Annotated in this window: 15 protein-coding genes; 7 read left to right on the forward strand and 8 right to left on the reverse strand. The window is 36.4% G+C overall.

Translation table 11 applies throughout. The annotated features are described in order from the left end of the window. Positions 1 to 60 precede the first annotated feature (60 nt). The 4 genes from RM706_RS10465 to RM706_RS10480 form a co-directional block, all read right to left on the reverse strand. Complete coding sequence (locus RM706_RS10465; RefSeq protein ID WP_311351176.1) at positions 61 to 702, reverse strand: DUF937 domain-containing protein; 642 nt, start codon at positions 700 to 702, stop codon at positions 61 to 63. A 79-nt stretch (positions 703 to 781) separates the two neighbouring features. Continuing rightward, positions 782 to 1732 carry a D-2-hydroxyacid dehydrogenase gene (locus RM706_RS10470; protein ID WP_311351178.1) on the reverse strand — a complete coding sequence of 317 codons (951 nt, stop codon included), beginning with the start codon at positions 1730 to 1732 and terminating at the stop codon, positions 782 to 784. 1 nt (position 1733) lies between these two features. Beyond that, on the reverse strand, positions 1734 to 2798 hold the full coding sequence (gene serC, locus RM706_RS10475; protein WP_311351180.1) for a 3-phosphoserine/phosphohydroxythreonine transaminase: 1065 nt from the start codon (positions 2796 to 2798) through the stop codon (positions 1734 to 1736). Between the two features lie 127 nt (positions 2799 to 2925). Beyond that, positions 2926 to 3972 carry an acyl-CoA reductase gene (locus RM706_RS10480; RefSeq protein ID WP_311351182.1) on the reverse strand — a complete coding sequence of 349 codons (1047 nt, stop codon included), beginning with the start codon at positions 3970 to 3972 and terminating at the stop codon, positions 2926 to 2928. Positions 3973 to 4055: 83 nt separating this feature from the next. On the opposite strand from RM706_RS10480, the gene RM706_RS10485 reads away from it, so the two are divergent. Then, a complete protein-coding gene (locus tag RM706_RS10485; RefSeq protein ID WP_311351185.1) occupies positions 4056 to 4409 on the forward strand; it encodes a 4Fe-4S dicluster domain-containing protein in 354 nt (117 codons plus the stop codon). A gap of 6 nt (positions 4410 to 4415) precedes the next feature. Here RM706_RS10485 and RM706_RS10490 read toward each other — a convergent pair whose 3' ends face one another. Then, positions 4416 to 5192 carry an agmatinase family protein gene (locus RM706_RS10490; protein WP_311351187.1) on the reverse strand — a complete coding sequence of 259 codons (777 nt, stop codon included), beginning with the start codon at positions 5190 to 5192 and terminating at the stop codon, positions 4416 to 4418. Positions 5193 to 5328: 136 nt separating this feature from the next. Between RM706_RS10490 and RM706_RS10495 the strand changes: the two genes are divergently transcribed. From RM706_RS10495 to RM706_RS10515, 5 genes are all read left to right on the forward strand, one after another. Beyond that, entirely contained in the window at positions 5329 to 5457 is a 129-nt protein-coding gene (locus RM706_RS10495) for a hypothetical protein (RefSeq protein WP_311351189.1), read from the forward strand. Between the two features lie 56 nt (positions 5458 to 5513). Continuing rightward, positions 5514 to 6608 carry a redox-regulated ATPase YchF gene (gene ychF / locus RM706_RS10500; RefSeq protein WP_311351191.1) on the forward strand — a complete coding sequence of 365 codons (1095 nt, stop codon included), beginning with the start codon at positions 5514 to 5516 and terminating at the stop codon, positions 6606 to 6608. A 103-nt stretch (positions 6609 to 6711) separates the two neighbouring features. Continuing rightward, positions 6712 to 8568 (forward strand): DNA topoisomerase IV subunit B, encoded by a 1857-nt coding sequence (locus RM706_RS10505; protein WP_311351193.1) that lies wholly within the window; start codon positions 6712 to 6714, stop codon positions 8566 to 8568. A 27-nt stretch (positions 8569 to 8595) separates the two neighbouring features. Next, entirely contained in the window at positions 8596 to 11226 is a 2631-nt protein-coding gene (locus RM706_RS10510) for a DNA gyrase/topoisomerase IV subunit A (RefSeq protein ID WP_311351195.1), read from the forward strand. A gap of 66 nt (positions 11227 to 11292) precedes the next feature. Then, positions 11293 to 12249 carry a sterol desaturase family protein gene (locus tag RM706_RS10515; RefSeq protein WP_311351197.1) on the forward strand — a complete coding sequence of 319 codons (957 nt, stop codon included), beginning with the start codon at positions 11293 to 11295 and terminating at the stop codon, positions 12247 to 12249. 44 nt (positions 12250 to 12293) lie between these two features. Here RM706_RS10515 and RM706_RS10520 read toward each other — a convergent pair whose 3' ends face one another. Genes RM706_RS10520 through RM706_RS10530 form a run of 3 tightly spaced genes read right to left on the reverse strand, consistent with a single transcriptional unit; the run spans position 12294 to position 13885 of the window. Further along, positions 12294 to 13109 carry a TerC family protein gene (locus RM706_RS10520; RefSeq protein WP_311351200.1) on the reverse strand — a complete coding sequence of 272 codons (816 nt, stop codon included), beginning with the start codon at positions 13107 to 13109 and terminating at the stop codon, positions 12294 to 12296. Positions 13110 to 13111: 2 nt separating this feature from the next. Next, positions 13112 to 13489, reverse strand: a complete 378-nt coding sequence (locus tag RM706_RS10525) for a DNA topoisomerase IV (RefSeq protein WP_311351202.1) — start codon at positions 13487 to 13489, stop codon at positions 13112 to 13114. Positions 13490 to 13525: 36 nt separating this feature from the next. Further along, a complete protein-coding gene (locus RM706_RS10530; protein ID WP_311351204.1) occupies positions 13526 to 13885 on the reverse strand; it encodes a helix-turn-helix transcriptional regulator in 360 nt (119 codons plus the stop codon). A 439-nt stretch (positions 13886 to 14324) separates the two neighbouring features. Here RM706_RS10530 and RM706_RS10535 point away from each other — a divergent pair, with 439 nt between their 5' ends. Then, entirely contained in the window at positions 14325 to 14804 is a 480-nt protein-coding gene (locus RM706_RS10535; protein WP_311351206.1) for an Lrp/AsnC family transcriptional regulator, read from the forward strand. Positions 14805 to 14816 lie beyond the last annotated feature (12 nt).

The following is a 14816-nucleotide window of genomic DNA, read 5'->3' on the forward strand; positions in this document are numbered from 1 at the left end:
AATTTACAAAAAAAGCCATTTAGAAGTTCTAAATGGCTTGTTAAATATATTTTGGTAAGCTTATTTTCCGAAAAGACCTCCTAGTAATCCACCAAGACCACTTTTCTTTTGCCCTCCGCTATTAAGTACCATTCCTGCTAAATCATCAATAACGCTGCCATCCCCATCTGAATCTAGAAATGATTCGATTAATGATTGTTGCTTATTTGCTGCACTATTACCTCCCATTAAACCACCTAAAAGTCCACTCAATGCATCAGGACTGCTAACGTTTTGTTGTTTAGTTTCTTTTCCTAAAAAGCCTAATAATAGTGGGGCGGCTATTTGAAGTATTTGAGCAACGGATCCTGCATCTATACCTGATTTACTGCTCAAAGCATTTTCTACTTGAGGTTGTTTGCTTCCGAATATGTGACCTAAAATTCCAGCACCATCATCCATTACAGATTGGTCAACACCACCACCGAACAAACCGCCCAGATTATCTAAAATGCTTCCATCATGTTTTGAAGATAACGCGTTCATCAAACCTTCTGCACCACCTGGCGTTGAGGCATTTTTTTTCATTGCACCCATTAGCATAGGCATTGCCATGGCCAATACATCAGCAGTTTTGTTTTCTGGTTGACCAGTTTGACCAGCTACTCCGCTGATTAGTTGTTTGCCCATTGGGCTATTGATTAATTCTAATAATCCTGACATTTTTATAAGTGTTTATTTTTAAGACACACAATGTACAAAAAAAGTCACCTTGCTAAGCTTTATTTTGCCTTTATAATGATTATTTCAATAGTTCGATGATTTGGTTGGAAAGCTCAACCCCGATTCTATCTTGTGCTTCAACCGTTGCTGCACCGATATGTGGTGTCAATGAAATTTTCGGTTGCATCAAAATTCGAATTTCTGGATTTGGTTCAGATTCATAAACATCTAATCCGGCAAAAGATACTTTGCCACTTTCAAGGGCATCAACCAAAGCTACTTCATCTAAAGTTCCTCCGCGAGAGGCATTTATAATACCTACGCCATCTTTCATTTGTTCAAACTCATTTTTTCCGATGACATAGTCTTTTTGAGTGGGTACATGAATTGTGATGAAATCTGAATTTTTTATGACCTTATCAAAAGCGTTATTTTGAAGTTTGAAATCAATTTTTTGCCCGTCAAAAAAGCTTAAAACAATATTTTTCTCCTCTTGATTATGGTCCGTAAAAATCACCTTCATGCCCAAGCCTAAAGCAACTTTAGCAGTAGCTTGACCTATTCTACCAAATCCGACAATTCCTAATGTTTTACCTCTTAATTCTGACCCATTCGCGTATGCTTTTTTAAGCTGTTTAAACTTGCTATCACCTTCAAGAGGCATATTGCGGTTAGCATCATGCAAAAACCGAACTCCACTAAAGAGATGTGCAAAAACAAGTTCTGCAACAGATTCAGATGAAGCCGCAGGTGTGTTTATTACATGCAATCCTTTAGACCTGGCATAGTCCACATCAATATTATCCATTCCAACACCGCCACGACCAATTAGCTTTAATGTGGGGCAAGCATCAATTTCTTTTTTACGTACTTCGGTAGCGCTTCGAACCAAAATGGCAGCTATTTTATGGTCGTTGATAAAATTACTTAATTGTTCTTGAGCCACTTTGGTGGTAATAACTTCAAAACCAGATGATTCTAAATTTTCTATACCCGATGGTGAAATACCGTCGTTTGCTAATATTCTCATATTATCCTTTTCGTTCTAATTCACTCATTATATCTACCAAAGTGCCAACACTTTCAAGAGACAATGCATTATACATGGATGCACGATATCCCCCAACAGACCGATGTCCATTGATGCCATTAATTCCCGCCTCTTTACATTGTTTGTCAAAAGTCTCTTTTAAAGTGTCATCAGTAATATTGAACGTTGCGTTCATATGTGAGCGGTCTTCTTTTGCTGCAAAACCTGAAAAAACAGGATTCAGGTCAATTTCTGAATAGATTAGGTTAGCCTTCTTTTCATTTATTTCTTCAATTGCAGGTATTCCGCCCATATCTTTCAACCACTGCATGGTCAACATAGAAACGTAAACTGCAAATACAGGTGGCGTATTGAACATACTATCTTTAGAAATATGTGTTTTGTAATCCAGCATAGAAGGTATTTTTCTGGTAACCTTGCCCAAAATGTCTTCTTTAATGACTACTAATGTGGTACCAGCAGGCCCCATATTTTTTTGAGCTCCCGCGTAAATCAAATCAAATTGTGAAAAATCTAATTGGCGCGAAAAGATATCTGAACTCATATCACATACCAAAGGGCAATCTGTTTTTGGAAATTCTTTTACCTGTGTTCCGAAGATGGTATTGTTCGAAGTTAGATGGAGATAATCCAGCCCTTTAGGAATAATGTAACCTTTTGGAATAAAATTGAAGTTTTGTTCTTGTGAAGAAGCCACCTCAAGCACTTCACCATATAATCGGGCTTCCTTAATTGCTTTTAAACTCCACGTGCCGGTATTTACATACCCAGCTTTGCGCTCTAACAAGTTATAGGCAGTTGCCAAAAATTGCATGCTCGCGCCGCCTTGAAGAAAAAGGGCAACGTATCCTTTATCCTTTAAATCTAATAGTTCCAAAGCTAGCGAACGGGCATTTTCCATAATCTCCACAAAAGCGGCACTCCTGTGGGAAATTTCAATTAATGAAAGGCCGCTGCCGTCTAGTTCTACAACTGCATCTGCTGCTTTTTTCATTACTTCTTGCGGTAAAATGCAAGGTCCCGCACTAAAATTATGTTTTTTCATTAGTTCAATTTATGGTTTCAGAACCCCAACTATCATATTTGAAATATTTTTAATAGATGGTTACTAGGTCATAATTAAGCGGCAAAGGTCTTAAAAATTTAATGAAACGAAAACAGGTGTTTTGTAATTAAAGTTTCAATAAAAAGTCTATCGTATCGACCCTATCTGCATAGTCATTTAGACCGGGGTCTTGGGTACTTCCAAAGGGTATGCTATTGCTTATTTCTGAACCCGCAACGACACATTGTAATTCTTGTGCGTCATTAAGAAGTTTTTTATTTAAAGTATCTAAATCATCATAATATTCATAGTACAAGGTACCAATGGGTGAGGCATAAGCCACATCTTCTTTAAGCAACAAAAAATTATTGTCGAAGATTTTAAAATCGGACATTAAAAAAACCGCCTTATTATAATCATAATTATTGGCATACTTATGTGTATTTATAATATCTTGATAATCAAATATTGATTCAAAAAAGACCCTAAAATCGTAGTCTTTGGGTACAAAGAGTTTTGATACGCTGCGGCATCCCAAACCAAAATATTGAAAAATATCTTTGCCAAGTTCATTAAGCTGTTCTTTGGTCTCGGCTCCTGTCAAAACAGCAATTGAGCTTCTATTTTTTCTTATAATATTTGGGTACTTACCAAAATAGTAATCAAAATATCTACTCGTATTATTACTGCCAGTGGCAATAACGGCATTAAAACCTTCTAATTTATCTTGAGTAAATTGTATGCTTTCTTTTAAGCTAGGAGCTATGTCAATTAAAAATTCAGCGATGAACGGTAATAAAATAGAGTCATTGGAAGAGAGCTTTGTGATGACCTTATTACCAGTAATCAAAACAGATAAAAAATCGTGAAAGCCCACCAAGGGGATATTTCCGGCCATAATAATAGCGACAGTCGTTTGAGCACCTTTATCAAGATCATCATAATCAGATAACCAAAGATTGATTTTCTCCTTAGTCAACAATTCTCCCCAAGAAACAAGTGCATTTATGACATTTGGCCTGGTGAACCAACCATTCTGATGTCCGACCTTGGTAATTGCATCATTTAGTTTAATTGCCCAGGGATTCGTCTCGGACTGTTTATTTTCACAAAAATCTCTTAAAAAGTTACCTAGTTTAATAAAAGCATCTAAAATGTGGGGTTGTACCGGCATTATATTTGTAAAGTACTTGATTGGGGTTTATTTTTGTGCAAAAATAGCGATGCTAGTTTAGTTTAGCATTAAAAAAGAAAATTATGGCGATTATAATTACTGATGAATGCATTAATTGTGGTGCTTGTGAGCCTGAATGTCCTAATACCGCCATTTACGAAGGTGCTGATGAATGGCGTTATGGTGACGGAACCTCATTAAAAGGTGATGTAATACTTCCGAACGGAAAAGCCGTCAATGCCGATGAGGTACAAGAGCCCATAAGTGATGAAATCTATTATATTTCTCCTGATAAGTGTACTGAATGTATGGGTTTTCATGAAGAACCCCAATGTGCCGCGGTTTGTCCTGTAGATTGCTGTGTTCCTGATGAAGATATCGTTGAGACTGAAGAAGAGCTCTTGGGCAAGCAAAAATTTATGCATCCCGATGGATAGTTTTCTTTAGATCATTTTCGAACTAATTTCTTTAAACAACTTTCCACATACCATTGCGGTCATACTATTTAAATCTCGATTGGGATTATATTCCACTATGTCAGCACCAACAAGAGATCCATTTATATCTTGGATGATTTGAATTACTTGTCGAGTACTCAAACCGCCAGGTTCATGATGTGATACCCCTGGAGCAAAGGCAGGGTCTAAGGCATCAATGTCTACAGATAGATATAGTGGGTTTTTAAAGACTGGCATTTTGAAAGATTCAAAATCTTTCATTTCATTGATTTTCACACCGAATCGTTCTGCATTAGCAAGCTGTTTGGTATTCAATGTTCTAATGCCGACTTGATATAGGTTTTCTGCTAATCCATTTTTCATTATATTATAAAAAGGGCAAGCATGGGAGTGGGTGTCGCCTTCAAAATCTTCATACAAGTCACTATGGGCGTCAATATGTAAAATATCTAATTTCCCATAAACTGCATGAAATGCCTTTATTATAGGAAAAGTAATAGAGTGGTCACCCCCAAATGTTAATAGGGGTATGTTTTTTTGAAGATTTTTACTTGTTATTGTTTCAATATCAAAATAAGAATTAATGGTAAAGTCTCCTTTATCATCGATAAGAGCTGGGTTGATTAAATTGCCATTTTCTGCATGATAGTTTGAAGAATCACTATGATAAGCCTCTCGAATAAGAGGTGGTGCCAATTTTGGACCCTGTCTATAAGATGACTTTTCATCGTATAACATCCCCTGTAGGTTTATTTTTTTCATTTAATAAATATAAGAAAGCTTATTACCATAAGTTGATTTGTGATTTTCAAATGACCAGCTGCTACTTTACAAACACTAAAACATTTTCTTTTGGTTATGGATAAAATCCTTTTCACTCTTCCTATTTTTGTGTCTTATGGAGAAAAAAGAGAAAGAATATAGTGGTGTTTGGAAAGATATAGGCTGTATTTTATCTGCATTGGCCATCTTTGGTATCATTGCTGTTATTACTATTTTGATTTATCAATTCCTTAGAGGCGCTTAAAAGCGACTAGTGGCATCAAAAACTTCACCTTATATTTGCAGCCTTAAAACGAGAAAATGAAAGCAGGAATAGTAGGATTGCCCAATGTAGGCAAATCAACATTATTTAATTGTTTGTCCAATGCTAAAGCACAAAGTGCCAATTTTCCATTTTGTACTATTGAGCCAAACATAGGAGTGGTAAATGTTCCTGATTCGAGATTGGAAAAGCTGGAATCTTTAGTAAATCCTGAAAAGGTAATTCCCGCTACGGTTGAAATAGTTGATATTGCTGGTTTGGTAAAAGGAGCAAGCAAAGGTGAAGGACTCGGAAACCAATTTTTGGGCAACATACGAGAAACAGATGCAATTCTTCACGTGTTGCGCTGTTTTGACAATGACAATATTGTTCATGTTGATGGTTCTGTAGATCCAATTCGGGATAAAGAAACCATTGATATGGAGCTGCAGTTAAAAGATCTTGAAAGTGTGGAGAAAAAGCTGGACAAGGTCAAAAGAGCTGCCAAAACTGGCAATAAAGAAGCTCAAAAGGAAGAAGCAGTGCTGATTAAGCTCAAAGATGGTCTAGAGGCGGGCACCTCAGTTCGTGCTATTGAACTAAGTGATGATGAAAAAGCTGAATTTGCCAAACCTTTGCAATTAATTACTGATAAACCAGTGATGTATGTTTGTAATGTTGATGAAGACGGTGCTGTTAGAGGTAATGGATATGTTGAAAAAGTAAAAGCAGCTGTGGCTAACGAGAATGCCGAAGTCATCTTTTTGGCCGTTGGTACTGAGGCTGACATTACAGAATTAGAGACTTTTGAGGAACGTCAACTATTTTTAGAAGATTTGGGTCTTTCAGAACCAGGTTCGGCAAAATTGATACGTGGGGCCTATAAACTATTAAATCTTGAAACGTATTTCACCGCTGGTGAAAAGGAGGTTCGGGCTTGGACCATTCCCATTGGGGCAACTGCTCCGCAAGCAGCTGGAGTTATCCATACTGATTTTGAAAAAGGATTTATACGGGCAGAAGTAATAGCCTATGATGATTATGTCAATTTTGGTAGCGAAGCTAAGGTAAAAGAGGCTGGTAAAATGCGTGTTGAAGGAAAGGAATACATTGTTAAAGATGGCGATGTGATGCATTTTAGGTTTAACGTATAAAAGTATCTTTAATAGTTCCTAACACCTTTTGTTGATTACTTTCTTGGGCTTACATTTTGATTTTTCCGCCTAAATTCTATATTGCAAGGATAATCCTGTTTTAATGGCAAACACCAAATATACCGAAGACAATATTCGTTCCCTCGATTGGAAGGAACATATTCGTATGCGTCCTGGTATGTACATTGGTAAATTGGGCGATGGTTCTTCTGCCGATGATGGCATCTATATTCTACTAAAAGAAGTCATAGACAACTGTATCGATGAGTTTGTTATGGGTGCAGGTAAGACCATTGAAATTGCCATTAAAGACAGTGAGGTACGTGTGCGGGATTACGGTAGGGGTATACCTTTAGGCAAGGTAGTCGATGTGGTTTCCAAAATGAATACCGGTGGAAAATACGATTCCCGGGCCTTTAAAAAATCTGTTGGGTTGAATGGGGTAGGTACCAAAGCCGTGAATGCACTTTCCAATCATTTTAGGGTAGAGTCAATTCGTGATGGCAAATCGAAAACGGCAGAGTTCAAAGCTGGTAATCTGGTTAATGAAGAATTGATTGATTCTTCTAAACGGCGTGGAACACAGGTAAGTTTTGTGCCTGATGAGTCTATTTTTAAAAAATTCAAGTATCGCAATGAGTATATCGAACGTATGCTCAAAAACTATGTTTATCTCAATCCTGGACTTACCATTGTTTTTAACGGCGAGAAATTCCATTCAGAGAATGGTTTGAAAGATCTATTGGAGGATAACAATAATCAAGAAGATTTTCTTTACCCAATAATCCATTTAAAGGGTAACGACATTGAGGTTGCTATCACACATAGTAAAACACAGTATAGCGAAGAGTATCATTCTTTTGTAAACGGTCAACATACTACGCAGGGGGGAACCCACCAGGCAGCATTTAGAGAAGCCATCGTAAAAACCGTTCGTGAGCATTACGGTAAGAACTATGACTCTTCAGATATTCGAAAATCTATCATTTCGGCGATCGCTATCAAAGTAATGGAACCTGTCTTTGAAAGTCAGACCAAAACGAAATTGGGTTCTACCGACATGGGGGGTGATTTACCTACCGTTAGGACATATATCAATGATTTTATTGGCAGGTATTTAGACAATCATTTGCATAAGAATCCAACGGTCGCTGAAAGCCTTCAAAAAAAGATAGTCCAGGCTGAAAAAGAACGGAAAGAACTTTCAGGTATTCGAAAATTGGCTAGAGATAGGGCTAAAAAGGCGAGTTTGCACAATAAGAAACTTCGAGACTGTCGCGTACACCTTCAAGATATGAAGAAAGATAGGCGGTTGGAAAGTACGTTGTTTATTACCGAAGGTGATTCTGCTTCTGGATCTATTACCAAATCAAGGGATGTAAATACACAAGCAGTTTTCAGTCTCAGGGGAAAACCTTTGAATTCTTACGGAATGTCTAAAAAGATAGTCTATGAGAATGAGGAGTTTAATTTATTACAAGCTGCTTTGAATATTGAAGATTCTATGGAAGATTTACGGTACAACAATATCGTAATTGCTACTGATGCCGATGTAGATGGAATGCATATTCGCTTATTGTTGATTACCTTCTTTTTACAGTTTTTTCCAGAACTGATAAAAGAAAACCATTTATATATTCTTCAGACCCCCTTGTTTCGAGTGAGAAATAAAAAGGAGACAATTTATTGTTATAGTGATGAAGAAAGAAGAATTGCTATTGAAAAGCTTACCGGCAAACCAGAGATAACACGATTTAAGGGATTAGGGGAAATTTCACCTGATGAATTTCAACACTTTATTGGTGACGATATCAGATTAGAACCTGTTATGTTAGACAAAGCAATGTCCATAGAAGAATTATTGAAGTTCTATATGGGTAAAAATACCCCAGATCGACAGAAATTCATCATAAAAAATCTTAAAGTAGAACTTGATTTAGTTGAAGAAAATCAATTATAAATCAAATTGATAAGCGTAGAATAATACATGGAAGAGAATGAAGAATTGACAGAAGGCTTCCCCAGTGAAGAAGAGGCTTCTGAAGATGCGCTGACCCGTGTGACGGGCATGTATAAAGATTGGTTTTTAGATTATGCCTCATATGTGATTCTTGAGCGTGCAGTTCCTGCCATTGAAGATGGTTTTAAACCTGTGCAGCGTCGTATCATGCACTCCTTAAAAGAATTAGATGATGGGCGTTACAACAAAGTGGCCAATGTTGTAGGTCATACGATGCAGTATCACCCTCATGGTGATGCAAGTATTGCCGATGCCATGGTGCAAATAGGCCAAAAAGACCTTTTAATTGACACTCAAGGTAACTGGGGTAATATTTTAACTGGTGATAGGGCCGCTGCTTCAAGGTATATTGAGGCTCGCTTATCAAAATTCGCTTTAGATGTCATTTTTAGCCCAAAAATCACAGAATGGCAACTTTCTTATGACGGGAGAAAAAAAGAGCCTGTTAATCTTCCCGTAAAGTTTCCTTTGCTTTTGGCGCAGGGGGCCGAAGGAATTGCGGTTGGGTTATCGACTAAAGTTTTAGCGCACAACTTCAATGAGCTTATCGACGCCTCTATAAAACATTTAAAACGAAAAGGTTTTAAGCTTTTTCCAGATTTTCCAACTTCTGGAATTATTGATGTAACCAATTATAATGATGGACTAAGAGGGGGTAAGATACGCGTTCGTGCAAGAATTGAAACTCTTGATAAGAATATCCTAGTTATCAAAGAGATACCTTACGGCACCAATACTTCTTCTTTAATAGATTCTATCCTCAAAGCTAATGATAAAGGAAAGATAAAAGTTAAGAAAATTGAGGATAATACTGCTGCCGATGTTGAGATTTTGGTACATATACCAAGTGGTATTTCTCCAGATAAAACTATTGATGCCCTTTATGCATTTACCGCCTGCGAATCATCTATTTCGCCCTTAGGCTGTATCATTGAAGACAACAAACCCATTTTTATGGGTATGACGGAAATGTTGAAGCGGTCCACGGATAATACGGTTGAGCTTTTAAAAGCTGAACTTGAGATACAGCTGAATGAACTAGAAGAACAATGGCATTTCGCTTCATTGGAGCGAATTTTTATTGAAAACCGCATCTATAGAGAGATTGAAGAAGAAGAAACATGGGAAGGGGTTTTATCTGCTATTGATAAAGGACTACAGCCACATACGAAGCATTTAAGGCGCGCTGTTACTGAAGAAGACATTGTTCGGTTAACTGAAATTCGTATTAAAAGAATTTCAAAGTTCGATTTGGATAAGGCGAAACAATATCTAGACAATTTAGAAGAGCGTATTGCAGAGACCAAAAATCATTTGGCTAACCTTATCGATTTTGCTATTGCTTATTTCCAAGAATTGAAAAAGAAATACGGCAAGGGTAGGGAGCGCAAATCTGAAATTCGAATTTTTGATGACATCGAGGCTACAAAGGTTGTTATTAGAAACACCAAGCTTTATGTGAATCGTGAAGAAGGGTTTGTGGGTACTTCATTACGAAGAGACGAATACGTGACCGATTGTAGTGATATCGATGACATTATCGTTTTTACAAAAAAAGGAGAAATGATGATCACAAAAGTCGATTCTAAAACTTTTATTGATAAGAATATCATTCATGTAGCGGTTTTCAAAAAGAAAGATAAGCGTACTACCTTTAATATGATCTACAAAGATGGTAGAGGCGGGCCTAGTTATATCAAGCGATTTAATGTAACGAGTATTACTCGTGATAGGCTTTACCCTTTAACTACCGGAAAGGCCAACTCTGACGTGTTATACTTTAGTGCCAACCCAAATGGTGAGGCTGAAGTGGTAACCGTTCATTTGCGACAATCTGGGAGTATTAAAAAGTTGAAGTGGGATATTGATTTTGCTGATGTTTTAATAAAGGGCAGGGGGTCTAAAGGCAATATCGTGACTAAGTACCCGGTAAAAAGGATTGAGCTCAAAGAAAAGGGGCTTTCGACTCTTAAACCAAGAAAGATTTGGTTTGATGATATTGTTGGTCGACTTAATGTTGATGACCGTGGTGAGCTTTTGGGAGAATTCAGACCAGATGATATGTTGTTGGTTGCCAATCAAAAAGGTTTCGTAAAAACTATTACTCCCGACTTGAATAGTCGTTTTGATGATGATATGATTGTTTTGGAGAAGTGGAATCCTAAAAAGCCTATTTCAATAATCTATTTTGATGGAGAAAAAGAACGATATTACATTAAGCGATTTTTAATTGAAAGTACAGGTAAAGAAGAATTGGTTATTAGCGAGCACCCAAAATCTCAATTAGAATTAATTGCTACAGACTGGAGACCCGTCGTTGAATTAGAGTTTGCAAAACCACGAGGAAAAGACGCCAAGCCTAATTTAACCGTGGATGTGGAAGATTTTATTTCAATCAAGGGAATCAAGGCTTTAGGGAATCAATTGACAGCTGAAAGAGTTAAAAATGTAAATGCATTAGAAGCATTGCATTTTGAAGAGCCTGAAGAGCAACCAACTAATGAAATCGAGGTCATAGTTGAGGATGAGAATATAAAGGAAACGGATAATGATATAAAAAGTAATGACGAAGGTAATGATCAAACAACTTTGTTTTAAAACAATTTTCTACCTACTTTACCGCCAACTATAAGACACGCACTAACTTTTACATAATTTTTATATATGGATTTTACTAACCCGTTAGTATACGGAGTACCTGTTTTTATTGCCTTTATCTTATTTGAATTGACTTATAGCAAAACTCATGGAGATGATGATTTATATGATTGGAAGGATTTAGCCGCAAGTGGTTTTATGGGCGTTGTGTCTGCATTTCTTGGTCCTTTGTTTAAGGTTATATTCGCTATCGTACTTTTTGAGGGAGTATATGAATTATGCAATCCGTTAATCGATGGTGTTAGGCAAAACTTCTTAGGTTATGAATCTTTCGGCTATGTTTGGTATGCTTGGTTGCTTTGTATGCTGGCTGATGACTTTACTTACTACTGGTTTCACCGGGCAAACCATGAAATACGAATTCTTTGGGCTGCCCATATTGTTCACCATTCGTCCGACAACTTTAATTTGGGGACAGCGGTACGAAACGGATGGTTTACAATTCTCTACAAGCCACTTTTTTATATGTGGATGCCAGCGATTGGATTTCCACCAGAAATGGTTGTTGTCTGTTTAGGGATAGAAGCATTGTGGCAGTTTCAGTTACACTCTGTATATGTACCTAAGATGGGCTTTATAGAAAAGATTTTCAATACGCACACCATGCACCAAGTTCACCATGCGCAAAATGTAGAATACCTTGATAAAAACCATGGTGGCTTTTTAAATATTTTTGATAAGATATTCGGTACTTGGAAAGAGTTGGATGATGGTGTTGATGTTAAATATGGAGTTATTCATTCTCCACAATCATATAACCCGGTAGTGATACTTACCCATGAATTCGCTGATATTTGGAATGATATGAAGAAATCACCCAAATTATCCCATAAGTTAAAGTACATTTTTGGACCCCCAGGATGGAGTCATGATGGAAGCACTATGACAGTGAAACAGCAGCAAGCACTTTTTGAAAAACAAAAGAAAGCTAATCCTAAAATGGCTTTTAGCAGACCAAATTGATGAACGTTTATAGAAGAAAAACCTCTGTTAAGAGGTTTTTTGTTTTAATCTTCTTCGATAATCTCTTCATTTGGCTTCTTGTTTTTGCGCATTCGCATATCCAAGAACTCTACCATTAATGAAAAGGCAATCGCGAAGTAAAGGTACCCTTTAGGTATGGCGCCAACCTCATTTCCAAATACCACTAAATGCGATAAATGAGCGGCTTCTGCAATTAACATGAACCCTATTAAAATCAAAAATGAAAGTCCTAATACCTGAATAGAAGGGTGCTTATTTACAAATTCTCCAACAGGGTTTGCAAAGAGCATCATAATGACTACTGAAATAACTACTGCAACAATCATCAAAACGAGAGCGTCATTTGGGTTGGGAGAGATTCCATTGGTCATTCCAATTGCTGTCAATATAGAATCAAAAGAAAATACAATATTGATTATGGTGATTTGAACGATTGCATTGGTCATCGAATTGGATTGTCCTTTTTTTACCTCACGTTCATCATGACCACGATCTTCAACTTTCTCATGTATTTCTTTGGTGCTTTTGTATAACAAAAAGAGTCCTCCTAAGAACAAAATCAGTGCTTGCCAACTTATGCCGCCGTGCAGCCATGATTCATTCAATACCAAAAAAGGCTTTTTTAAAGAGGTGAGCCAAGTGATTCCGAATAGCAGTACAATGCGCATACCCATGGCGAGCACCAACCCTAAGTTGGTGGCTTTTTTTCGGTCTTTCTCTTCTAGCTTTCCAGCAGCTATTGAAATAAAAATGATATTATCAATACCCAATATAATCTCTAGAAAAGTTAATGTTAGTAGGGCCATCCAAGCATCTGGACTAGCAAAAATTTCGAACATGGTCAGTGTTTTTTAAATGCGGTTCCTCTGAGTTTTTTAGTTTCACCAACAGTATTAAATTCAAATGTATAAGAACTATCGGTAGTTGTCAAAATTTTTATGTGAATTGGTTTTTCCTCGATTCTATTTTTCGGATTTACCCTTTTTAAAATATATTCGCACTCGTTAATCCATCTCACGGTAGAGGAATCTTGCTTTCCTTGAAAGTAATCTATTTCCAATTTACCGATACGCTCAAAGATTGTAGTCATTTCTTCACCATTAACAATAGAAGTGAATTCAAATGTTCCGGTCTTGTAATCTGCGCAGTTCCGCTCAGGTGGGGTTTTACATGAAAGACAAAATAAAATTAAAATGAGATAGTAGGTCGGTTTTTTCATGCCTGAAAAATAGTAAATACGAATGGTTTTTGAAATCTATTTACTTGGATTATAAGATTCAAAAGTTCCGTCTTCATAAAAAACGATAACCCGGTCGATTTTTTTGGTATCCATTACACTGCTCTTTATTGAAGAAAGGTCACCTGTTAATGGAGAAGAGGGATTACTTTCCATTTTAGATGGAAAAGAACCTCTACCTTTTAATAACCAATATAAATCTACATCAGGAAATTTATCAATGATCTTAAGAACAAAATCCAAGCTTGGCTTATTTCGTCCAGAGAGCAGGTGTGACATGCTTGATCTCGGCACGCCAATTTGGTCCGCAAAGAGAGAAGGACTTAGCGCATAATGGCTAAGGATATGTCTCAGTCGAGTGATAAAATCAATATTCACAATTGCAACTTATTTAAAATCAAAAATACTCGATATTATCTTAATTAGAACTATTTAAGGAATAGGGAATGCTTATTTATATATAAAATTATTTAAGTAATATGTTTTAAAAATCTGATATTCAACAATATAAAACTATATACTCTAAATAACATTTTATTTTTTACAATTGTAACATACAGCTCCGGAAAAGAATGGGAAGTAGTTGTACTGTGATTTACAAATGTTAATTGAGTTGATTGTTTTAGCCTCAGAATTAATTTCACATAAAATTTAAAGGCTCGTTTCTACTGTCTAGCTCCTAAGGTTACAGAAAACCATGGCAGAAATCTGTTAAAATCGTTAAAAGACATCATTTTCTTACATAATTTTCAAAAAATAATGGATAATGTTATGCATTATTTTATAATTCATTAATTTTGTTGAAAATACTATTGTAATGAGTAAAGTTAAATTAGACGAGATAGATCACCAGATTCTGGACATGCTTATCGATAATACAAGAACGCCTTTTACGGATATTGCAAAGAAATTGTTGATTTCTGCGGGTACGGTGCATGTGAGGGTAAAAAAAATGGAAGAAGCAGGAATAATTAAGGGCTCTTCGTTAACATTAGATTATGTCAAACTTGGATATTCTTTTATCGCATATATAGGTATTTTTTTAGAAAAAACCCATCAGACCAAGTTTGTCCTTCAACGTCTTAAAGAGATACCTTATGTCACTGTCGCACATATTACAACAGGTAAGTTTAACATCTTTTGTAAGATAAGAGCAAAGGATACTACACATGCTAAAAATATCATTTTCAAGATTGACGATATTGAAGGTATTAGTAGAACTGAAACAATGATTTCATTAGAAGAGAGCATCAATGATAAAAAACGTTTGATGCATACCATTTTCAATGAACTTTAACCTATATGGTAT

This window comes from Croceitalea rosinachiae (assembly GCF_031846445.1).
In the GTDB taxonomy this organism is placed as follows: domain Bacteria; phylum Bacteroidota; class Bacteroidia; order Flavobacteriales; family Flavobacteriaceae; genus Croceitalea; species Croceitalea rosinachiae.